Origin of the sequence: Emticicia sp. 21SJ11W-3 (genome assembly GCF_024138715.1) — a bacterium.
In the GTDB taxonomy this organism is placed as follows: domain Bacteria; phylum Bacteroidota; class Bacteroidia; order Cytophagales; family Spirosomataceae; genus Emticicia; species Emticicia fluvialis.
In genome coordinates, this window is the sequence record NZ_CP092074.1 from 3,686,408 (window position 1) to 3,707,037 (window position 20,630).

Sequence of the window (20,630 nt, forward strand, 5' to 3'; positions counted from 1 at the left end):
AGATATATAAATGTCGGATGAAATTTTCCGGCTGCAAAATTAGCGTAAAAAACTTATTGTTAATTGTTAATTGTTCATTGATTTTCTTAACTTTGCACCCTGATTTCGAATCATTGTCTTTCCGGACGATTTTAAAATATAATCATTCAATACCTCTAAGCCCTTTTTTTAGGGTTCTGGAGCCCAAAATATCTAAAAAAATGGCAGTAACACAGTTAAAACGTAAAGCAAAAAGAAACCAGGCAATTGCAAAAAACAGAATTGCTGAAATCAAACGTTTGTCGTTGAAAGTTGATGTTCAACGTGTTGACGTTGAGGCTTTGAAAGCGGAATTCGCGAAATAATCAGAAAATATTTTGCCCATCATAAAAAAGAGACGCTTCCGGGCGTCTCTTTTTTTTATTCGGTTATTTCGTCAGCAAAAAACAAATGTTCGGGGATTCCCTTCAGCTCGCTGCGGTTCAGGTATAAAATCGGTTTCAACGGATTACAGAATACCCTGCCTGTGTCACGCGCCAGCTTGTAGGCGGTAGTGCCTTCGTCCCAGGCAATTACGGTGCCGTCGCAGCCCAGCTCATCGGCATACTTAAGAAAATTCAGCACGGTTTGTTCTTCTTCCAGAATAAAACTGAACGTGATGGTATCACTGAAAAAATCTTTAAAACCCTCAATAAGGGCGCGCTCCTCTTCCAGCTTTTGTTTGTCTTTGGCAAATACTACAAAACTCAGAAAAAGATTATAGTAAGCCACAAACTGCATAAATATATCAAAAACACCACTGTACGACTCCTCGATGGTTTCAACCAAAACACCCAGACTTCCCGGAAAAACCATCTCTGCCTGCGGTGGCACCGCAATTATCCGTACAGGTATGCTCATCACTATCTTTCTGGTTGTTTCGCCCATTTCCCAGTCTTCCGCCTTATTGCCGGTACCAATGGCCAAAGTGTTAAACTTCTCCTGCTCCTCCAGCCTGGTTAGTTCTTCAATAAAATTGCCTTTAACAACATGTATTTTAATAGTTGTTTGGGGTAGTTGCGGAACACGCTCCAGCACGGTAACTAACATTTCTTTCAGAAGCTCACCTGCCTCCTCTTTGGTGGTGTCGTCTTCCAGGCAATGAAAAATAGTGTGGTTACACAAAATATCTTTTGATATTATAAAAGCATAAGAAATAATTTTCAGCGCTTTGTCATTCAAATCAACAGGAATAATTGTCTTCTGTATTTCCGGTTCTCTCATAATATTGGTGTTAATTCCTGCTTTGACACAGAAGCATAAAGCTGACCTGTTTAAAGCACCTGCCTGATAACCAGGGCAGTATTTTTATAAAATTCTAAAGAAACACCAAAGTGGACTGAGTTTTAACTGGCCCATCAGTTGCTTCTATGCTTAATCTGCTTTTGGCGGCTCCAGTCTGGTTATGGTAAGGGTTCTTTTCTGTTTCTTGTCGCGGTCTTTCAGAATATTCTTAATCAGCTTGCGGTTTTCTATTCGCATTCTGAAAATAACCGCCTGCCCGAACAAGGCCAGCCCAGAGTTAACCATAATAAGGCTATAGGTACCCAACAAAAACCATCGCAGAAAAGGGGCATTGGTATGCTTCAGATGCCCTGCTTCGCTAAAAACCGACAAGCCATAGCCCACCAGCATCATGCCAACCGAGGCCGAAAAGAACCACTTCACGCGCAGCGGCATATTTTTAATCATCCTTTTTCCGGGAGGTTTTCGTTTTTTTATTTCCATAAATTTATCGAATCTTTAAATATTGGTGTAAAAACAAAGACAAAAATAACTATTTTTGGGCTTAAATTACAACGATATACTGTCATAACTTTAGCGCATGGGCAAAATTATTAGTTTCTTATTACGTTTCATTCCAAGAAAATACCTCCAGTTATTCAGCCATATACCCCTCAAAGTTTACACCATTATTTTGAAAGGAAACACCGTAGAGTGCCCGGTTTGTGATGTAAAACTGAATAAATTTTTACCCTACGGCCGTATGGCAACCCGCAAAAATGCGCTTTGCCCCAACTGCCTGGCCCTTGAAAGACACCGCCTGATGGCCTTATACATGAAAGAAAAAACCAATTTCTTTCGTGCCGGGCATCTGAAAGTGTTGCACGTAGCACCTGAATATTGTTTCATTGACCGTTTTGAGGCCATGAAAAATCTGGACTACATAACGGCTGATATAGAGTCTCCGCTGGCAAAGGTAAAAATGGATATTCATGAGATTCCGTTTGAGGCCAATACATTTGATGTGGTAATTTGCAACCACGTAATGGAACACGTAGAAGACTACCACAAGGCCATGTCTGAGTTGTATCGTGTGCTGAAACCCGGAGGATGGGGCATTATACAATCGCCGCAGGACTGGACCAAAGAACATACTTTTGAAGACCCAACCATTACCGACCCTCGCGAACGTGAACGGGTTTTCTGGCAGAACGACCACCTCCGCCTTTTTGGCCGTGATTATGGCCGTGAACTGGAAAAAGCAGGCTTTAAAGTAACTGAGGATGACTTTGTATTGAAAATGCCAAAAGACCTGGTAGAAAGATACGCCCTGCCAGCAGGAGAAATTATTTATTTTTGTGAGAAGCAGGTTTAATTTAGTAGTTGAATGAGTGAGTGGCTTAGTGATTATTCCTGAATCTTGTAAGAATAGAAAATCAATTCATTTGGTTAAATAAAAAAAGATTTAAGCAGACAATACAATTGTGAAACTTAGAGTACCTGGGTTATATAGTGGCAAGCATTGCTTACCATCAATAGTAGCACCAATGTTCACAACTGATGGCACAACGTTTCTCAATTTCTGAGGGCAAAATCATTTAAAATCGGCCAAGGTTGCAAAACACTAAATTATAGTTCAAAGATAATAATCACTCATTTACTAACTCGCTCATTCACTCAATAACAGTATGCGATTCAAAGACAAAACAGTTATTATTACCGGCGGTAACTCGGGCATCGGCAAAGCAGCGGCTATATTATTTGCCAGAGAAGGCGCAAGAGTAATGGTAGCCGATTTGTCTGATACCATAGATGGCGAGTTGGCGAATGCCATTGTAGATACAGGCAGCGAGGCCGGCTACATAAAAGTAGATGTTACCCGCGCTGCCGATATTGAGCAGATGTTTGAACAGACCATTGCACTTTGGGGCAGGTTTGATGTATTGGTCAATTCAGCCGGTGTACTTGGCCCACGTGTACGTACTGACAAGTATCCGGAAGCCGATTTCGACAAAATCATTGATATTAACGTAAAAGGTCTCTGGCAATGTATGAAAACCGCGTTGCATTATTTTGCAGAACAACGCAGCGGTAATATTGTTAATATAGCCTCGGTTGCGGGGCATCTGGGTATGGTAGGCCATATTGCCTATTCGGCCAGTAAGCACGCAGTTGTAGGCATGACCAAAACCGCAGCCACAGAATTTGCCAAATATGGCATCAGAATCAATGCCGTATGCCCGGGCTTTACACAAACGCCCATGCTGGAAGGCACAGATACCGATACCGCGTATCTGGAAGCCCTGCAACATGCCACACCCATGAAACGCTTTGGCAAACCGGAAGAAATTGCCAGCGCCATTTTGTATCTGGCAGCCGACGAATCATCGTTTATTACTGGCCAGAGCCTGATAGCTGATGGCGGATTGATTTTACAGTAAGATAATTTTCTACCCTATACGATTGATGAAAAACGTTTTTGATTTAACTGGTAAAGTGGCTGTTATTACCGGTGCCAGCAAAGGCATTGGCGAAGCCATAGCCCGTATTTTTGCCGAATACGGAGCCAAAGTTATAATAAGCAGCAGAAAACAGGCCGATTTGGATGAACTGGCTAACGAAATAAAACAAGCCGGAGGCGAATGCACCGGTATAGCCGCCCATGCCGGTGAAATGGCTCAACTGCAATTGCTGGTTGATAAAACCATTGAAATATACGGTGGAATTGACATTCTGGTAAACAATGCAGCCACCAACCCTGTTTACGGGCCGTCGCTGGATTGTTCTGAAAGCGCTTTCGACAAAATTATGCAGGTGAACGTGAAAGCCCCGTTTGAGCTTTCTAAAATGGTTCATGGTATCATGAAAGCTCGCGGGGGTGGCAGTATCATTAACATCAGCAGCATTGCCGGGCACACGCCCGACCCCGGCCTTGGGATATACAGCGTAAGCAAGGCATCGTTAAATATGCTTACCAAAGTGCTTGCCAAAGAATGGGGCCAGGATGGTATACGGGTAAACGCCATTTGCCCGGGGCTTATTAAAACAAAATTCAGTCAGGCATTGTGGGACAACGAGAAGACACTGGCGCACTTTACTAAACGCCTGCCGATAGCGCGTATGGGCTCAGTAGAAGAAATATCGCCTATGGCCTTGTATCTGGCTTCGGCGGCTTCCGGTTATACTACCGGCGGACTGTTTTCTATAGATGGCGGCACGATTATCTGACAAAACCTATTTTTCTTGATAAAAGCCTTATAGTTTGAAAAATACCAGCGTTTGCGTACTTATTCCGGTCTATCAGCAGCAACTGACTGCCTTTGAAGCCATCTCGCTTGAGCAGGGTGTCAGGGTTCTGGGTAACTATCCTATTATTCTGGTTAAACCTTCTTCGCTTAATGTCGGTTATCTGCTGGAAAAGTACCCACAATTGCAGACCCAAAATTTTGACGATGGTTATTTTAAAAGCACGCTAACTTACAACCGGCTTTTGTTATCAGAAGAATTTTATGCACGTTTTACGGCCTACGAATATATGCTGATTTACCAGCTGGATGCCTTTGTTTTCAGAGATGAACTGGCTTACTGGTGCAATCAGGGCTACGACTACATTGGGGCTCCCTGGCGTATTGAAATTGAGTTTGACAACCAATGGAAAGAATGGGTCTGGCAGTTTAAAAAACAGCTGGCCATCTGGTTCAATCTGAAAGAAGACCTGCATGGCAAATATGGCCCCAAAGAAATAATCATGAAACGAAGTGTAGGCAATGGCGGGTTCTCTTTAAGAAAAACCCAAAAGCTACTAAGCCTGATACCACGCAACCACAAAAAAATAGAGGAGTATCTGGCAATGGCGGCCACCCACCCTGCTTACAATGAAGATATGTTCTGGTGTATTGAGCTGAACCGCTATTTTAAACAGGTGCGTACTCCGGGCTGGAGGCAGGCATTGAAATTTGCTGTTGAACACATGCCCCAAAAAGCCTACGAACTCAACAAAGGCTTACCTTTTGGCTGCCATGCCTGGGATATTTACGAAACAGAATTCTGGAAGGTGCATATTGGCGAGCAGGGCTATAAACTATAAGAAAAGATTTAACCTATGAGGAAATACTGTGGTACCCCGCGTGAAACCATTCCGCTAAAAGTGATGGATTTCTTCGTGGATGTATATGCCAGCCTGTTTTTTAAAAAACGCCCCCGTAACTACTCTGTTACGTCGCCCAAACGAGTGCTGATAGCCTCTCTTGGGCATTTGGGCGATGCCCTTACGGTTACGTATCTGTTTCCGATAATAAAGAAAAAGTATCCGGATATCATTATAGATTTGCTTGCGCCAAGCTGGTGTGCGCCCGTTAATGAGCATAATCCTTACATAGACCGCACCATTTATATAGACCACTACCAGACCAACCGCAGGAAGATAAATGGCAGAGAAAAGCTTGCACAATTTTACAGTACCTTCCGTGCTGCTATACCATTGCTACAACAGCATTCTTATGATTACTATATAGATGTCAGATACAGCGATGCCGTAGCACATTTTGTGTTGCCGTTTATAAAAACAGGCCGTACCCTGGGTTTTGCCCGGCGCGGACTGGGAGGCCTGCTGGATATTGAATTTGATGTACCCGACGGTGAGTTTCATCATTTCGATATGTATTTTATGCTTCTGCGCGAAATGGGTATTACCGGCACGCTGGCAGACGTGGAACCTTATTTCCCGATTGCCCCCGGCGTAAACACCGGGCGCATAGCAGAAAAAACAACCCTGCCCATGGCGCCATATCTTATGGTTTTTCCGGAGTCTGGTGGAGAACAGAAACAGTTATCGGCTGCCTTTTGGGCGGCGGTGCTGAACGACCTGCTCGCTAAAACCGGATATAACGTATTGCTTTGCGGGCAAACAACGCTTTCGCAACAGATACTGGTTCAGGTTGAGGCACCGTTAAGAAACAGAATTACTGATACATCGGGCAAAATAAATATTCATGAGCTAGCTCTTTTATCGCAACAGGCCACTTATGCACTTACGCTTGATTCGTTCCCCGAGCATCTGTGCAGCATCTTTTGCAAAACCATTACCGTCTACAAAAGTGTAGGCTATCCGTTTTTTCCGCTGGCAAATCTGCCGGTTTACCTTATTCATAATCATAAGGCAAGCATTGGCTTACCCTTTGAGCGTAATAATGTTGAAACCGTTTATGTAGCACACCCTGAAAGTGCCGAAGTAAAAGAGCTGATTGTTAATAGAATAATTAATCATTAAAAAATGAGCAGAGTAGTTTTAGATGGCGCCGTTTTAGGTCTGGGTTTTTTTAATGAACAATCGCGAACGGGTATTTACCGTGTGGCAGAAAATCTGATTTACGGTCTGCATCGCAGCCCCGACATTGAACTTGCCATTACAGGCACCCAACATTTACCCGAAATTCTGGGGTTTCTAGAAAAAAACTACCCAAATGCAGGCTATCCGGTTCTGAATACACCCAAAGACCTGAGATATGCCCACTTTGAAAACAGCCTGGTTTCGGCCTTTGCTTACAAGTCGTTGCCTCAAAAACTGATAAGAGAAGTATTTACCAGGCTTAGGGCGCGCCTGAAACCCGGGTATAATCCGGTTATCAGCGCTTTAGAGCAATATGACGTTTATCATTCGCCTTTTTTACCAACCCCGGCGGGTCTGGAAGCCTTAACCAAACCTGCCAGAGTTATTACGGTTCATGATATAATCCCTTATCTGTTTCCTCAATATTTTGGCGAATGGAACGTGAGCATAACCAAACAGATTTTAGATTGTATCAAAAAGGGTACTTATCCGGTTTGTATTTCAGAATCAACCAAAAACGACCTCTGTGAAGCAACGGGGGTATCGCCTGACAGAGTATTTGTGGTACCGCTGGCTGCATCGGCAGAGAAATTTTATCAGGTAAGAGATAACGAAGAAATTGAGTACGTTCTTAAAAAATATGGTATCAGTGTGCATAAGCGATACTTGTTGTCGCTGTCTACTTTAGAACCACGAAAAAACATTGAGCGAACCATCAGAAGCTTTATTAAGCTGGTTGAGCAAGAAAAAATTGAAGACCTTAACCTGGTTTTGGTTGGCACCAAAGGCTGGGACTTTGAAGCAATTTTTGATGAGATAAAGGCTAATCCTTCCTTAAGAGACAAAATAATTATAACAGGTTATGTAGAAGACAAAGACCTGGCAGCCATTTATTCAGCTGCATTGGGTTTTGTGTATCCCTCTTTGTATGAAGGTTTTGGCTTGCCACCACTTGAAGCCATGCAATGCGGCACACCGGTTATTTCATCAACCAAAAGCTCGTTGCCCGAGGTAGTTGAAGACGCCGGCATACTGGTTGACCCCACCGATGAAGAAGCCATAGCCGGTGCCATGCTACAATTATATACCGACAAAAACCTGCATCTGGCACTTAGTAAAAAATCTCTGGCGCAGGCTCAGAAGTTCTCGTGGGATAAATTCACCGAACAACACCTGCAGATTTACCGCCAGATATGCTGACAGGCAAAACTGAATAACAAACACCAAAAAAAGCTATCACTTTTGCAGCAGGTGCTTGGCCTGCGGCGCAGTAATAGCTTTCTACTATCGCATTTATGAGGCATTAAGCCAATGTAGCATCTACCGATATTTTAGTGTTCAATAGCTTTGATATCGGGCAGTTAGCCTCTGCATCTGCTACCAGCTCATCAAACTTTTCTTTTGTAATTTCAGGCACGCTGGCGTTCAGTATCAAATGAGAAAGGGTAATTTCACCGTTTTCAAAAGTAATCTCACATTTGGTCTCTAGTTTTTCAGGCACAAAACCAGCCCCCGAAAGGTTGAAACTTAGTTTCATGGTAAAACATCCGGCATGAGCGGCTGCAATCAGTTCTTCAGGATTTGTACCTACTCCTTCTGCAAAACGAGAATTAAATGAATACTGTGTTTCGTTCAGTACTGTGCTTTGTGTTGTCAGGTGGCCATTGCCTTCTTTACCTGTTCCTTGCCAAACGGCAGTTGCATTTCTTTTCATTTCTCTTTTTTATTTTAGATGTAGTTAAAATTGCCTTGCAAAATTACAAGGCACAATTGTATGATGATATTAAAAAATTAATACCTTTATTGAAAGCGTTAGTAGCCATGAAGCAATGAGAGACAGTGCTAAATTTTCAAAATCAAGAAAATTCAGTACTTTTGTCATACAATTGCTATTTTAAACTTCAAAAATGCCTTTAAGGTTAAAACTATTTTACCTGCTCAGTTGTTTGATCGACACTGGTGCATATACCCTCAATCCGGGTTCTCCAAACTATTTCTGCGTCTTACCAGTACTTTGCCTTCTGGCGTTTTATTACTCGGCAAGAAGGAAAGATTTGAAACTGAAAGACTATACCTATGGCCTGGGTTTGCTTTTTGCGGCCATAGCAGATATCTTCTTTGAATTTGAGAACGAGTACATCAAGTCAACTGCTTTGCTGTTTTATTCACTCTCTTACTCATTTTACATTTCTACCGTAAGGCATGAAGCAGTTTTTGGTACAACCTGGAAAGACCTGCAAAAAATTGCCCTGAGTATTGCACTTATCAGCGCACCAGTTCTAATTGTATCGCCGGTGCTTGGCTCAGCCTTTTTCTTTTCTTCAATATTGTACATGACATTTTTAGCCTTGCTTATTATTACAGCACTAATGCGCAAAGCCAGCAACAGCAGCTATTACTGGTTTTTGGCAGGCTCAGTATTTTTTTCAATCCTGACAATCTCCGAAATATATTTTTTATTTGTTTCACCAGCCAGCGTACACGTCTACTTTCAGATACTGTTTTACGTAATGGCACAGTTTTCGATTTTTCAGGGTGTAACCAAAACCTTCAGGAATTTTTACGAACCCGAGCTGAAATGAGGGTTAAAAATAACACCCACCACATTGCCCCAGGGGTCTTTTGCAGCGGCAACTTTTATGCCGTCACCAACGTCGGTGGGGTCTTCGTATAGCGTAGCGCCATTGGCCAGCAGGGTAGCCAGCACGGCCTCAACATCTGCTACACCCCAATAGGTTACTACGCCATCGGTTTTGCCATCATTTTTTTCGTCTGGCACCAGGCCAAGTTCAAACCCACCAATATTATAACCTACATAAAAAGGCTGGTCGAAATAAGGCTCTGTTTCAAATACACGGCTATACCAGGCTTTTGCCTCATCTAAATTGGCTACTTTATAAGTGGTGGTGCGTAAACCCAAAAACGGTGAACTCATAGTTTTTAATAATAATAAAGGTGATTAATGTGCGGCAAATCCATCTGATTGGCTGGCCATAAAACGTCGAAAGATAAGCGAATAAAAACGAATTATCATCAGCAGCGGTCAACACTTTTTTGAGCCTAAAAAAAACCTAATGCTTCCGGCTGGCAACACCCTTCCATGTGGCTTCAGGCCTTAAGTGCGCGCAGATGCTGTGTATAAATTAAAGACAAAAATGTGCATCATCTTTGCTTTATAACTCATTAGGTAAGATATTTGCAAAAAAGCGTTTAATCTGAATGTCTGCCGAGCAAGTAATATTAATCAACCTTTTGTTATACTTTATTGGGTTTTCGTTGCTGCTGTTTAAACGAAACACCTTAAGTGAACAATCGGTGGGTCTTCTTTCCATTTCGCTCAATGTGGTGGGGGTGCTTTTTTCTATGGGTATCAGCATCAATAATGGCTCCGGGTATGTAATCCACCTCGACTGGTTCCATTTTGGTTCAACCACATTTGCAATTGATATTCTGCTGAACGAACTCACCTACATGATGTTTTTTCTGGTTCAGTTTATTGCTTTATGGGTACAGGTGTTTTCTATGCGCTATATGTCTGGCGACACCGACTTTGGCCGTTACTATGCCTATATTAACCTATTTGTGCTGGCTATGCTGGGCATTGTCATTTCAGGCAATCTGCTCATGATTTATATTTTCTGGGAGCTCGTCGGGCTGTGTTCATATCTGCTCATTGGTTTCTGGTATGAAAAACAATCGGCCACAAATGCGGCCAAAAAGGCGTTTCTGGTCAATCGCGTTGGTGATGTGGGCTTTCTGATAGGTATTTTTCTGGTTTACCGCTATTTTGGCACATTTGATATTTCGCTGATAGCAGAAAAAGCCAAACTGTTGTCGGCCGAAGCTTTTGGCAGCCCGGTTATTACCACAATGGGTTTGCTTATTTTTTGCGGTTGCGTGGCCAAGTCGGCGCAATTACCCTTACAGGCCTGGCTGCCTGACGCCATGGAAGGCCCCACGCCGGTTTCGGCGCTTATACATGCAGCTACTATGGTTGCCGCCGGTATCTTTCTGATGGCAAGGGTGTATCCGCTTCTTAACCCGGACGCACTACTTGTAATGGCGTTGGTTGGTATATTTACAGCCTTGCTCGGAGCCTTATCGGCGCTTAACCAATATGATATTAAAAAATTACTGGCCTACTCTACCATCTCTCAGCTTGGGCTTATGGTAGTAGCTTTAGGCACAGGCGCTGTTAATGCCGCATTGTTTCATTTACTTACTCACGCTTTTTTTAAGGCAGGCCTGTTTTTGTCGGCCGGGGCTGTTATTCACTATACACATCATCAACAGGATATGCGCCAGATGGGCAACCTGCGCAGGCAGATGCCGGTTATATTTTACTGCTACACTATATGTGCCGCAGCTCTGGCGGGTATTCCGTTTTTTTCTGGCTTTTTGTCTAAAGATGCCATTATTGTAGCAGCTTTCGACTGGGCCAGTCATCAGTCGTCTACTGCCGCCTATATCCTTCCTGTATGCACACTTGTGGTTTCAGGGCTGAGCGCTTTTTATATGATGCGCCAGGTGTATCTGGTTTTTCTGGATTATGAAGATAACCCCGTTGAATTGATATCTTCCGGAGCCATTAGTTTATATAAGAGACTCACCCGCCGCATTGAAGGAATAGTAAACGTGGATGATAAACCGGACGAAGACGATAAACTGATTATTGAACACTTTTATGAAACCATGCAGGAAATGGGTCCCATGGAATGGTCGGTTCTGGTAATGGCTGTGGCTTCAATAGGCTTTGTTTTTTCATTAAACCCATTTTATGCCGAAAGCAGCTGGTTCTTTGAGTCGTTCCCTCATCATTCCGGTGGTTTCCATTGGATGGCCCTCATTGCCATGCTGGTTTCAGCTGCCGGGCTATGGCTCGGTTACAGATACACCAGAGAAGAAAGAGCCACCATTGATCAATTTAAAACCCAGCCTGATGGAATGTTTAACAGGCTTATATTTCATAATTTTTACCTGAGCGAAATTTACCAGATAGTTTTTGTGAATCCGGTTTTGAGTATCAGCCCTTATATTCATAAGTTTGACGTAGTGGTCATTGACGGAATCGTTAATCTGTCTGCCAGACTAATGTTGCTGATTTCAGAATTAGTGAGCTGGATAGAACAGAACATCATTGATGGCTTTGTTAACTTTGTAGCTAATTCGACGGCAAAAATGGGTAGTTATACCCGTCAGATTCAGAACGGAAAAGCCCAGACATACATTATCACCATTTTTGTTTGTCTGGTTTTATTAATAGTTTATTTAATAGTATAACCTTATTAAAATTCTCGGACCGGGAAAAACGGCATGAATAATATTCTACTTTCAACACTTATTTTTCTTCCGATAATAGCGGCGGTGCTGGTGTTGTTATTGCCCGATACCTACAAAGATTCTTTCAAGTGGATATCGGTGCTGGTAAGTTTTATTAACCTACTCAATATCATTACCCTCTACAGCACCTATGATACGCAGCTGACGGGCTTTCAGTTTCTGGAGCATTATGAGTGGATACGCCTGGGGCTGGGTAATCTGGGCAGCTTGTCTATTGACTACATACTGGGCGTAGATGGTATCAATCTACCTATGGTGCTGCTGTCAGGTATTGTGTTTGTGGTAGGCGCGGTGGCGTCATTCAACATTTCCCACCGGCAAAAAGCCTATCATTCATTGTATCTGTTACTTTCAGGAACGGTTCTGGGTTGCTTTGTTGCACTAGACTTCTTTCTGTTCTTTATTTTCTTTGAGTTTATGTTGCTGCCCATGTATTTTCTGATTGGAATATGGGGTGGAGAACGAAGAGAGTATGCCGCCATCAAGTTTTTCATTTACACCTTCGTTGGGTCTGTTTTTATACTGATAGTAATGATTGGCCTGGGGATGTCGGTACAGGATACCCTGCTGACACAGGAACTGAACACCACTGTACATACTTTTGATTTCCGGCTGCTGAACGACACCCGCAATTTTATTCCTTTTTCGTTATTGTCGCCAGACAGCCCCCATCAGATATTCGGTATGGCTCCGCGAGCCTTTGCTTTTATATTACTGCTGATTGGCTTTGGCATTAAACTTCCGGCTGTGCCATTACACACCTGGCTGCCCGATGCCCACGTAGAAGCGCCAACGCCGGTTTCGGTTATTCTGGCTGGTGTATTGCTGAAAATAGGCGCCTACGGGTTTATTCGTATTGCCTATGGGTTTTTCCCTGATGCCGCCCAGCAATTTGCAATGGTGGTGGCCGGGGCAGGCGTTTTATCTATTATTTACGGAGCCTTTAATGCACTGGCACAAAAAGACCTTAAAAAGATGATTGCCTACTCGTCGGTATCGCACATGGGTTTTGTGTTGCTGGGTATTGCGTCTCTTACTGCCGAAGGCATAAACGGCGCCATATACCAGATGTTTGGCCACGGTATTTTGTCTGCCATGCTCTTCCTAATTGCCGGCGTAATATACGACCGCACCCATAACCGCATTATTGATAATTTCAGAGGTTTGTCTACCCGTATGCCTTTGTTTACACTGGCTGTAACCATTGGTTTTTTTGGTGGCCTGGGCCTGCCTGCCTTACCGGGTTTTATAGGAGAGTTTTTTACGCTGATGGGTGGTTTTAAATCGCAGCTATTGCCCGACTGGATTCCGATGCTGGCCACTTTAGGCCTTGTGCTTTCGGCAGCCTATTTTTTATGGACATTGCAGAAAATGTTTTTCGGAAAATTCTGGGTTAACCGTAATCAGGAATCCCACATGAAAGACCTGGACATCCGCGAGATGGTAATGCTTTATGGCCTGGCTGCCCTGGCTTTTGCTTTTGGCGTTTTCCCTAATCTGATTTTTGACGTAAGCAGCGAGAGCGTAAGAATTTTTATAACCAAATTTTAGAAGAATCTACCCACAGCCAGGCACCCAACAGCCGGTTTATAACACAGGTAATGCTAGAGAAAATTTCACATATATTATCAAGCAGCAGACTGATACTACCCGAGCTGATTTTTGCAGGGATTTTTCTTGTAGTAGTAGGTATTGTAGCTTTTTCGAAGCAGTATCGGCCGTTATTATACAACATACTAACGCTGGCGGTGCTGGTAACCATTGGTTTTATATTTTTTGCTTCTTATCATTTTCTTGAAAACAATTTTAACTCGGGCGTATCATTATTTCATGGACTGATATTTCTCGACAGCCTCAGCATATTTTTTAAAGTTACCATTGCAGTAGCCGCAGCGGCGGTTATTCTGCATCTCTGGATTGTCGGGTACCAGGTAGTTGGTGAGTTTTATGTTTTGTTTCTGGCGCTTATTCTGGGGCTTTTCATTATGAGCATGACGTCTCACCTGCTTACACTTTATGTGGCAATTGAGACTGTTTCTATTTGTTCATACTTACTGGTAGTAATTAACAAGTCCAAACCCAACGCCGAGGCAGGCATTAAGTACCTGCTAACCGGAGCAACCAGCTCAGCGGTCATGCTGTATGGTGTGTCTATACTTTATGGAATGACAGGCACACTCAACTTTGGCAGCCATGAGTTTATGACTTTTCTGGGGCAGAACCCACCTTGGGTAGCCAATCTGGCAGTTTTTATGACCATCGGCGGTTTGCTTTTCAAACTCTCGGCAGTGCCTTTTCATAGCTGGACACCCGACGTATATGAGGCCTCTCCTACCCCTATTGTGGCGTTTTTATCTATTGCCCCCAAGCTGGGTGTAGTAGTTGTATTGATCCGGTTTCTGAACGGCCTGAGTATAGATTTCAGAATGACACTGGCCATTATAATTACCGGCTCTTTGCTGATTGGCAATTTGTCGGCACTGTGGCAGAACAATACCAAGCGTATGCTGGGGTACTCAACCATTGCCCATGCAGGGTTTATGCTGGTGGGCTTGCTGGCGCTTAATCAGTTTGGTGTTCAATCGGCCACTTTTTATGTAGCCACCTATCTGTTTATAACACTAGCCGCGTTTTTATTGGTAGATTTGCTGGCATTGAAAACCGAAAGCTATGAACTGGAAAGCCTGAAAGGTTTGGGACAGGAGAACGTCTTTCTGGGGCTGGCAGCAGTAATTATAATGATAGCCCTGGTGGGGTTTCCGCCTACTGTGGGTTTTACCGGCAAGCTGTTGATTTTTACGGCTCTCTGGAATGCCTATAACGACACCGGCAATAATGTGGTGCTGGTGGTGCTTATCATCAGCCTGCTCAATACTGCTATATCGGTTTTTTATTATCTTAGGATTCCCTACTTCATGATTTTTAAAGACCCTAAAGGCGGAGCCAAAAGAATTGCGCTGGATTTAGAAAAACGTGTGCTGCTGTTTATTTATATATTTCTGCTGGTGTATCTGTTCCTGAATCCGGGACCGATTATGAAAATCATTGAAAGCCTGTAAGCCTATTTTAATCTGCTGAGTTTCATTACCAGGGGAGCTCGCTGATAAACACCCGACAACGTAAGATTATTGCCCGACACCTGATAACTGAGTTTCAGGGAGTCTGCCTGATTGTTTCTTCTGAAAACAATAGTTGCCCTGCGTTGCTTCGGTTCAGTTTCATAATGTCCATGCCAGTCTTTGCTGTCATTAAATTTTTCAGAATCAAACTTAAACAGGCAGCTATTATTCTGTTCAAAATAAATCCTCGACCATGCGTTTCCTTCAGTGCCGTTTTCAGGTATTACCGAACGATTCTGCATTGTTATAGCATCAACCTGCCATACGCCTATTAATTCTTTGGCCTGCCGGTCATTCTTATTAAGCCAGAAAATATGCCAGAAGGCTCCGCCAATTACAATTAGGCGAGCCAAACTTAGCAAAAGGGTTTTCTTATCAAAGTAGAAATACTCTTTATATGAAAAAAGCAGGTGCAAGAGCCCCTCATAGTATTGCAGCAAAATAAAAAACAGAACCGCAGTATAATGCAGTGCATTAAAATAAGCCAGCGGAGAAATCTGATAGAAATGCTCCATAAAGCATACGTTTATCATCATTGGCAGCAAAATAAACGTGGCCAGCAGGCGTGTTTTTTTAAACAATAACAGCACCGAACCTACTATCTGCAAAGACCCAAGAATAATGGTAAAAGTAGGCGAATAGCCAAAGTAGGTCCAGGTCATCCAGTAACCGTTCAGCTCGCCAACTGGGCGTTCAAGTACCGATTGCGGTAACTGAAACTGGATTTGCATGATTTTTGAAACCCCGAAATTGGCTATCTGATGGGCCACAAAAAATATAATGATGGTCTGAAACCACTCATGTAGATTGACCTTCTTATCAAAATACTGCCATATTGCCGACAATAAGATACTTAATAGCAGGATGCCCCCTGCCGAAAACCACAGCAGGCGGCTGTTGGTAAGCACGGCGGTTTGCCATTGCGCTACCACATCTACATACTGCAGCAGGCCTGTAACAACCAGCAACAAAAAGATAACTTCTATGAGTTTTACCCGGTAAGCTTTATTGTAAGTCATGCAAAATGAAAGTATGATTGCTAAGTTAAACCAAATCTGAGTTAATATGTTTTAATTGCCCATGTGCCGCTTACCCGGAGGCCTGCGATTAGCAAAACACTTGTGCAGCCATATAACAGATAATGAGCAGATAAGTTGCCGGATATCTGTTATCTAAAGAATCTTACAGTTTGTGTTTTTGCACATCAATTTTGGCTATATTGCATTAGCTTCCTTTGACAAGGAAACGAGTTTCCACCCCAATTTATGCATCTATAACTATGAAAAACCTGCTAATATTATGGCTCGCTGTCTTTTCTTTGCGTACAGCGGCACAACAAACTACAGATTCGCGCCAGCGGGAAATTGTATTTATCAACGTCTCGGTAATACCCATGACGCATGAAACAGTACTTGCTAACCAGACTGTACTGATAAAAAACGGATTGATTACCGCCATAGGCGCGAAACTGAAATATGACAAGAACGCTTTGGTGATTGATGCCAGAGGAAAATACCTGATGCCCGGCCTTGCAGAAATGCACGCCCATGTGCCACCGGTTGATGACGTGCAACCTATGAAAGACGTATTGCAACTGTTTGCAGCCAACGGCGTAACCACCATCAGAAGTATGTTGGGCCACCCTTTGCATTTGCAATTACGGAGCCAGGTGCAATCGGGCGAATTACTTGGGCCACGTATTTATACTTCCGGGCCGTCGTTCAGCGGAGCCAGTATCAAAACCCCCGAAGAAGCCGAAGCAAAAGTAAGAAGCCAGAAAAAGGCAGGCTACGACTTCATGAAAATGCACCCGGGCATAACCAAAACCAATTTTGAGGCCATTGTAAAAACTGCAAAAGAAGAAAAAATGCCTTTTGCCGGGCACGTATCTTTTGGGGTTGGCGTATGGCGGTCGGCGGAGGCCGGTTATGCCACCATTGACCACCTCGATGGCATTGTAGAAGCCATGATGACCCGGCTGGACACGCTGACAGAAGAAGAAGCCGGACTATTCGGCCTGTTTGTAGGGCACAATGCCGATATAGCAAGGCTTGATAAAATACTAAAAACCATCAAAGACAACGGTGTCTGGATAGTACCCACCCAGACACTGGCCGAACACTGGCAGTCGCCCAACAGAACGGCTAAAGAATTGCTTGCCTGGCCGGAAATGAAGTATATGGACAAAAAGACTCTGGATGGCTGGGCAAGGTCTAAAGATAACACCATGAAAAACCCGGCTTATCAACCGGCATCAGTTCTCAAATTTATTGAGGTGCGGCGCACAATTATCCGCGAGTGCCAGCGGCAGGGTGTTGGATTGCTGCTGGGTTCAGACGCCCCGCAGGTTTTTAGTGTACCGGGTTTCTCTCTCAAACATGAGCTTAATTATCTGGTTCAGGCGGGGCTTACGCCTTATCAGGCATTGCAGACGGGTACGGTAAATATCGGTAAGTTTTTCAGGCAAGATAATCTGGGTGTTATTAAACCCGGCGCGGTCGCAGACCTTGTTTTGCTGAACGAAAACCCGCTGATAGATGTAAACGCCGTAGGCACAGTACAGGGCGTGATGCTGAATGGACGCTGGTTGCCCAAAACAGAAATTGATGCCATGCTGACCAAGTTGGTAAAAAATTGATGAGGGTATAAGTCAATATTTAAGTAATTCAGCCTACGAATTTGCGGGCTACCCAAACAAAAGGTTTTTTATTATAGGTCAACGTAAGCAGACGCCGCCCAGTGGGCATTCCATAGAATTAATCCTTTGTTCTGATAGCCACCCAATTTTTTGGGTGGGCCTCCGGCACAAATGCGGCTTACAAATAAAAAATATTAAAACCGAGCCATGTTTGTTTCAGTTTTCTTAGATTTGCTCAAATCATAAGTTACTCGACCCCGTATGTCTTTAAAATCGAATATAGAAAAACTACAGATACTTGACCTTAAAAATGCTGAGGCGCTACAAGGCGGCGGAACCAAAAGAATTGACAGCCAGCATGCGAAAGGAAAACTAACTGCCCGCGAAAGAATAGAATTGCTATTAGATGAAGGCAGTTTTGAAGAAATTGGCAAGTTTGTGATGCACCGGAGTAAAGATTTTGGCCTGGACAAAGAATATTATCTGGGCGATGGTGTGGTAACAGGCTATGGCTCGGTAAGTGGCAGGCTGATTTACATTTTTGCACAGGATTTCACCGTTTTCGGAGGTTCGCTCTCTGAAACTTATGCCGAAAAAATATGTAAACTAATGGACATGGCCATGAAAAACGGCGCTCCGCTCATTGGCCTGAACGATTCAGGCGGCGCACGTATTCAGGAGGGTGTAAACTCTCTCGCCGGCTATGCCGATATTTTCTACCGCAATACGCGTGCCTCAGGAGTTATTCCGCAGATATCAGCCATTATGGGGCCATGTGCGGGGGGTGCAGTGTATTCACCAGCCCTAACTGATTACATCTTCATGGTTGAAAACACATCTTACATGTTTGTAACAGGCCCTAATGTGGTTAAAACCGTTACCCATGAAGACGTAACCTCTGAAGAACTCGGCGGTGCCATTACCCACGCTACCAAGTCGGGCGTTACGCATTTTGTGGCAGCTAATGAGGTGCAGTGCATCAACGACATCAAGAAGCTGCTTAGCTACGTGCCGTCAAACTGTGAAGAACAGCCCCCTTTTGCGGTTTATGAAACAGACGGAAACGAAAAGCGACCAAAACTAACAGACCTGATACCGGAAAACCCCAACCAGCCTTATGATGTACGCGAACTGATTGACGAACTGGTTGACACAGATAGTTTTTTTGAAGTTCATAAAAGCTATGCCGAAAACATAGTAATTGGCTTTGCCCGTATAGGTGGGCGCAGTATTGGTATTGTAGGCAACCAGCCTGCTGTGCTGGCCGGGGTGCTGGATATTGACGCCAGTATTAAAGGCGCCAGGTTTGTACGCTTCTGCGACTGCTTTAATATACCCCTGCTGGTACTGGAAGACGTACCGGGATTTCTGCCCGGCACAGATCAGGAATGGAACGGCATTATTATGCATGGCGCCAAGTTATTGTATGCGTTCAGCGAGGCAACGGTGCCGCGGGTTACTGTAATTACCCGTAAGGCGTATGGAGGCGCGTATTGCGTAATGAACTCCAAGCACATAGGCGCCGACCTGAACTACGCCTGGACATCGGCCGAAATTGCTGTAATGGGAGCCGCCGGAGCGGCTGAGATTATTTTCCGTAAGGAAATAGGTGAAGCTGCCGACCCACAGGCAGAATTGCAGCACAAAATTGATGAATACACAGATAAATTTGCCAACCCATATAAGGCGGCACACAGAGGTTATGTTGATGAGGTAATAAAGCCCGAAGACACTCGCGAAAAACTGCTGAAAGCGTTTAAAATGCTCGAAAACAAGGTAGACACCATGCCGCGCAAGAAACACGGGAATATTCCGCTATAACGGAAACATTTTAATGCTTATTACAGTTAGCATTATTAATAGTAACCTTACACTTAAATATAATACTCTGCTGAAAAGAGCTGACTCTTTTCTATAATTGTTATCTGTATATGCTTGAAAAAACCGGTGTATTAATTGTTAATCTAGGCACACCCGATTCGCCCGCAGTACCCGATGTCAGAAAATACCTCCGTGAGTTTTTAATGGATGGTCGCGTGATTGATATCCCTTTTATTCCCAGATGGATGCTGGTTAACCTGATTATCGCGCCGTTCCGTTCTCCAAAGTCTGCCAAGGTGTATCGTGAATTGTGGACCGACCAGGGTTCTCCTCTTAAAATCTATGGCGAAAAAAACGAGATTCAATTGCAGCAGGCTCTGGGTGACACCTACGTGGTAAAACTGGCCATGCGCTACCAGAATCCCTCTATTGAAAAGAGCCTGAAAGCGTTTCAGAGCATGGGTCTGAGCAAAATTATTGTCATACCGTTTTTTCCGCAATACGCTTCGGCAACCACCGGGTCCGTTTATGAAGAAGTCATGAGAATAATAGGCCAGTGGCAGATAATACCTGAAATTGAGTTTATTAATTACTTTTATAATCACCCTAAATTCATTAAGGCATTTGCTGATAACGGTCGTAAATATCTTGAAAAAGAACATTTCGACTTTGTGTTGTTCAGCTACCACGGACTGCCCGAGCGACAAATCAGGAAAGGCGATTGTATAGGCAATGTTTGCCAGCTTGGCTCATGCTGCGACACCATTCATGAACTGAACCAGCATTGTTACCGCGCTGCCTGCTTTGAAACCACCCGGCTGCTGGCAAAAGAACTGGGCCTTAAAGAAGGCACCTATTCTACCTGTTTTCAGTCCAGATTAGGTAAAGACCCCTGGATACAGCCCTATACCGAAAGCGTAATAAAAGAGTTGGCCGGTAAAAATATTAAAAAAGTGCTGGCGTTTTCGCCCGCTTTTGTGTCAGATTGCCTGGAAACCACCATTGAAGTAGGTGAAGAATACAAAGAACTTTTTGAAGAACATGGCGGTGAACACTGGCAATTGGTTGAGAGCCTTAACGACTCGGAAGCCTGGATTGACCTGCTGACCGAATTAATAAAAAAAACACCCGCAGAATAATA

The 20,630-nt window shown here is 43.7% G+C and carries 19 protein-coding genes; 14 read left to right on the forward strand and 5 right to left on the reverse strand.

What is annotated here, in order from left to right; translation table 11 throughout:
• The first annotated feature begins 200 nt into the window (after window positions 1–200).
• Window positions 201–344 carry a hypothetical protein gene (locus MB380_RS15605; RefSeq protein WP_253526703.1) on the forward strand — a complete coding sequence of 48 codons (144 nt, stop codon included), beginning with the start codon at window positions 201–203 and terminating at the stop codon, window positions 342–344.
• 55 nt (window positions 345–399) lie between these two features.
• On the opposite strand, the gene MB380_RS15610 is transcribed toward MB380_RS15605, so the two are convergent.
• Together MB380_RS15610 and MB380_RS15615 are read right to left on the reverse strand one after the other, a co-directional pair.
• Complete coding sequence (locus MB380_RS15610; RefSeq protein ID WP_253526705.1) at window positions 400–1,242, reverse strand: hypothetical protein; 843 nt, start codon at window positions 1,240–1,242, stop codon at window positions 400–402.
• Between the two features lie 150 nt (window positions 1,243–1,392).
• A complete protein-coding gene (locus tag MB380_RS15615; RefSeq protein ID WP_253526707.1) occupies window positions 1,393–1,746 on the reverse strand; it encodes a hypothetical protein in 354 nt (117 codons plus the stop codon).
• Window positions 1,747–1,843: 97 nt separating this feature from the next.
• Here MB380_RS15615 and MB380_RS15620 point away from each other — a divergent pair, with 97 nt between their 5' ends.
• The 6 genes from MB380_RS15620 to MB380_RS15645 all read left to right on the forward strand — a co-directional run bounded on the left by MB380_RS15620 (window position 1,844) and on the right by MB380_RS15645 (window position 7,771).
• On the forward strand, window positions 1,844–2,617 hold the full coding sequence (locus MB380_RS15620; protein ID WP_253526709.1) for a class I SAM-dependent methyltransferase: 774 nt from the start codon (window positions 1,844–1,846) through the stop codon (window positions 2,615–2,617).
• A gap of 313 nt (window positions 2,618–2,930) precedes the next feature.
• The gene (locus MB380_RS15625) at window positions 2,931–3,683 is read left to right on the forward strand and encodes an SDR family NAD(P)-dependent oxidoreductase (RefSeq protein WP_253526711.1); all 753 of its coding nucleotides are present in this window, start codon (window positions 2,931–2,933) and stop codon (window positions 3,681–3,683) included.
• Window positions 3,684–3,708: 25 nt separating this feature from the next.
• Window positions 3,709–4,470, forward strand: a complete 762-nt coding sequence (locus MB380_RS15630) for a glucose 1-dehydrogenase (protein ID WP_253526721.1) — start codon at window positions 3,709–3,711, stop codon at window positions 4,468–4,470.
• 34 nt (window positions 4,471–4,504) lie between these two features.
• Complete coding sequence (locus MB380_RS15635; protein WP_253526723.1) at window positions 4,505–5,329, forward strand: DUF5672 family protein; 825 nt, start codon at window positions 4,505–4,507, stop codon at window positions 5,327–5,329.
• A gap of 15 nt (window positions 5,330–5,344) precedes the next feature.
• Window positions 5,345–6,511: a glycosyltransferase family 9 protein gene (locus tag MB380_RS15640; protein ID WP_253526725.1), complete on the forward strand. Its 1,167-nt coding sequence runs from the start codon at window positions 5,345–5,347 to the stop codon at window positions 6,509–6,511.
• 3 nt (window positions 6,512–6,514) lie between these two features.
• Window positions 6,515–7,771: a glycosyltransferase family 1 protein gene (locus tag MB380_RS15645; protein WP_253526735.1), complete on the forward strand. Its 1,257-nt coding sequence runs from the start codon at window positions 6,515–6,517 to the stop codon at window positions 7,769–7,771.
• A gap of 103 nt (window positions 7,772–7,874) precedes the next feature.
• Here MB380_RS15645 and MB380_RS15650 read toward each other — a convergent pair whose 3' ends face one another.
• Window positions 7,875–8,285, reverse strand: a complete 411-nt coding sequence (locus MB380_RS15650) for an OsmC family protein (protein ID WP_253526746.1) — start codon at window positions 8,283–8,285, stop codon at window positions 7,875–7,877.
• A 193-nt stretch (window positions 8,286–8,478) separates the two neighbouring features.
• Here MB380_RS15650 and MB380_RS15655 point away from each other — a divergent pair, with 193 nt between their 5' ends.
• Window positions 8,479–9,153 carry a lysoplasmalogenase family protein gene (locus MB380_RS15655; protein WP_253526748.1) on the forward strand — a complete coding sequence of 225 codons (675 nt, stop codon included), beginning with the start codon at window positions 8,479–8,481 and terminating at the stop codon, window positions 9,151–9,153.
• Here MB380_RS15655 and MB380_RS15660 read toward each other — a convergent pair.
• Window positions 9,132–9,506: a VOC family protein gene (locus MB380_RS15660; protein ID WP_253526750.1), complete on the reverse strand. Its 375-nt coding sequence runs from the start codon at window positions 9,504–9,506 to the stop codon at window positions 9,132–9,134. The two genes, MB380_RS15655 and MB380_RS15660, sit on opposite strands and share 22 nt — an antisense overlap.
• A gap of 284 nt (window positions 9,507–9,790) precedes the next feature.
• Between MB380_RS15660 and nuoL the strand changes: the two genes are divergently transcribed.
• From nuoL to MB380_RS15675, 3 genes are read left to right on the forward strand one after another with little or no spacing between them, the layout of a single operon-like run.
• A complete protein-coding gene (gene nuoL, locus MB380_RS15665; protein WP_253526769.1) occupies window positions 9,791–11,851 on the forward strand; it encodes an NADH-quinone oxidoreductase subunit L in 2,061 nt (686 codons plus the stop codon).
• 33 nt (window positions 11,852–11,884) lie between these two features.
• Window positions 11,885–13,462 (forward strand): NuoM family protein, encoded by a 1,578-nt coding sequence (locus tag MB380_RS15670; RefSeq protein WP_253526771.1) that lies wholly within the window; start codon window positions 11,885–11,887, stop codon window positions 13,460–13,462.
• Window positions 13,463–13,512: 50 nt separating this feature from the next.
• Window positions 13,513–14,970, forward strand: coding sequence for an NADH-quinone oxidoreductase subunit N (locus MB380_RS15675; RefSeq protein WP_253526773.1), 1,458 nt, complete (start codon window positions 13,513–13,515; stop codon window positions 14,968–14,970).
• A 2-nt stretch (window positions 14,971–14,972) separates the two neighbouring features.
• Here the strand turns inward: MB380_RS15675 and MB380_RS15680 are convergent, their stop codons facing one another.
• On the reverse strand, window positions 14,973–16,049 hold the full coding sequence (locus tag MB380_RS15680) for a hypothetical protein (RefSeq protein ID WP_253526775.1): 1,077 nt from the start codon (window positions 16,047–16,049) through the stop codon (window positions 14,973–14,975).
• A gap of 260 nt (window positions 16,050–16,309) precedes the next feature.
• On the opposite strand from MB380_RS15680, the gene MB380_RS15685 reads away from it, so the two are divergent.
• The 3 genes from MB380_RS15685 (at window position 16,310) to hemH (ending at window position 20,628) form a co-directional block, all read left to right on the forward strand.
• Window positions 16,310–17,668 carry an amidohydrolase family protein gene (locus MB380_RS15685; RefSeq protein WP_253526777.1) on the forward strand — a complete coding sequence of 453 codons (1,359 nt, stop codon included), beginning with the start codon at window positions 16,310–16,312 and terminating at the stop codon, window positions 17,666–17,668.
• 261 nt (window positions 17,669–17,929) lie between these two features.
• A complete protein-coding gene (locus MB380_RS15690; protein WP_253526779.1) occupies window positions 17,930–19,489 on the forward strand; it encodes an acyl-CoA carboxylase subunit beta in 1,560 nt (519 codons plus the stop codon).
• Between the two features lie 110 nt (window positions 19,490–19,599).
• Window positions 19,600–20,628, forward strand: a complete 1,029-nt coding sequence (gene hemH, locus MB380_RS15695) for a ferrochelatase (RefSeq protein WP_253526781.1) — start codon at window positions 19,600–19,602, stop codon at window positions 20,626–20,628.
• The last annotated feature ends 2 nt before the right edge of the window (window positions 20,629–20,630 follow it).

Coding starts and splice junctions, on each gene's coding strand:
- MB380_RS15645 (WP_253526735.1), top strand. CDS start 6,515: ATGAGCAGAGTAGTTTTAGATGGCGCCGTTTTAGGTCTGGGTTTTTTT.
- MB380_RS15620 (WP_253526709.1), top strand. CDS start 1,844: ATGGGCAAAATTATTAGTTTCTTATTACGTTTCATTCCAAGAAAATAC.
- MB380_RS15630 (WP_253526721.1), top strand. CDS start 3,709: ATGAAAAACGTTTTTGATTTAACTGGTAAAGTGGCTGTTATTACCGGT.
- MB380_RS15655 (WP_253526748.1), top strand. CDS start 8,479: ATGCCTTTAAGGTTAAAACTATTTTACCTGCTCAGTTGTTTGATCGAC.
- MB380_RS15610 (WP_253526705.1), bottom strand. CDS start 1,242: ATGAGAGAACCGGAAATACAGAAGACAATTATTCCTGTTGATTTGAAT.
- MB380_RS15625 (WP_253526711.1), top strand. CDS start 2,931: ATGCGATTCAAAGACAAAACAGTTATTATTACCGGCGGTAACTCGGGC.
- MB380_RS15615 (WP_253526707.1), bottom strand. CDS start 1,746: ATGGAAATAAAAAAACGAAAACCTCCCGGAAAAAGGATGATTAAAAAT.
- MB380_RS15670 (WP_253526771.1), top strand. CDS start 11,885: ATGAATAATATTCTACTTTCAACACTTATTTTTCTTCCGATAATAGCG.
- MB380_RS15675 (WP_253526773.1), top strand. CDS start 13,513: ATGCTAGAGAAAATTTCACATATATTATCAAGCAGCAGACTGATACTA.
- nuoL (WP_253526769.1), top strand. CDS start 9,791: ATGTCTGCCGAGCAAGTAATATTAATCAACCTTTTGTTATACTTTATT.
- MB380_RS15605 (WP_253526703.1), top strand. CDS start 201: ATGGCAGTAACACAGTTAAAACGTAAAGCAAAAAGAAACCAGGCAATT.
- MB380_RS15640 (WP_253526725.1), top strand. CDS start 5,345: ATGAGGAAATACTGTGGTACCCCGCGTGAAACCATTCCGCTAAAAGTG.
- MB380_RS15650 (WP_253526746.1), bottom strand. CDS start 8,285: ATGAAAAGAAATGCAACTGCCGTTTGGCAAGGAACAGGTAAAGAAGGC.
- MB380_RS15680 (WP_253526775.1), bottom strand. CDS start 16,049: ATGACTTACAATAAAGCTTACCGGGTAAAACTCATAGAAGTTATCTTT.
- MB380_RS15690 (WP_253526779.1), top strand. CDS start 17,930: ATGTCTTTAAAATCGAATATAGAAAAACTACAGATACTTGACCTTAAA.
- MB380_RS15685 (WP_253526777.1), top strand. CDS start 16,310: ATGAAAAACCTGCTAATATTATGGCTCGCTGTCTTTTCTTTGCGTACA.
- hemH (WP_253526781.1), top strand. CDS start 19,600: ATGCTTGAAAAAACCGGTGTATTAATTGTTAATCTAGGCACACCCGAT.
- MB380_RS15660 (WP_253526750.1), bottom strand. CDS start 9,506: ATGAGTTCACCGTTTTTGGGTTTACGCACCACCACTTATAAAGTAGCC.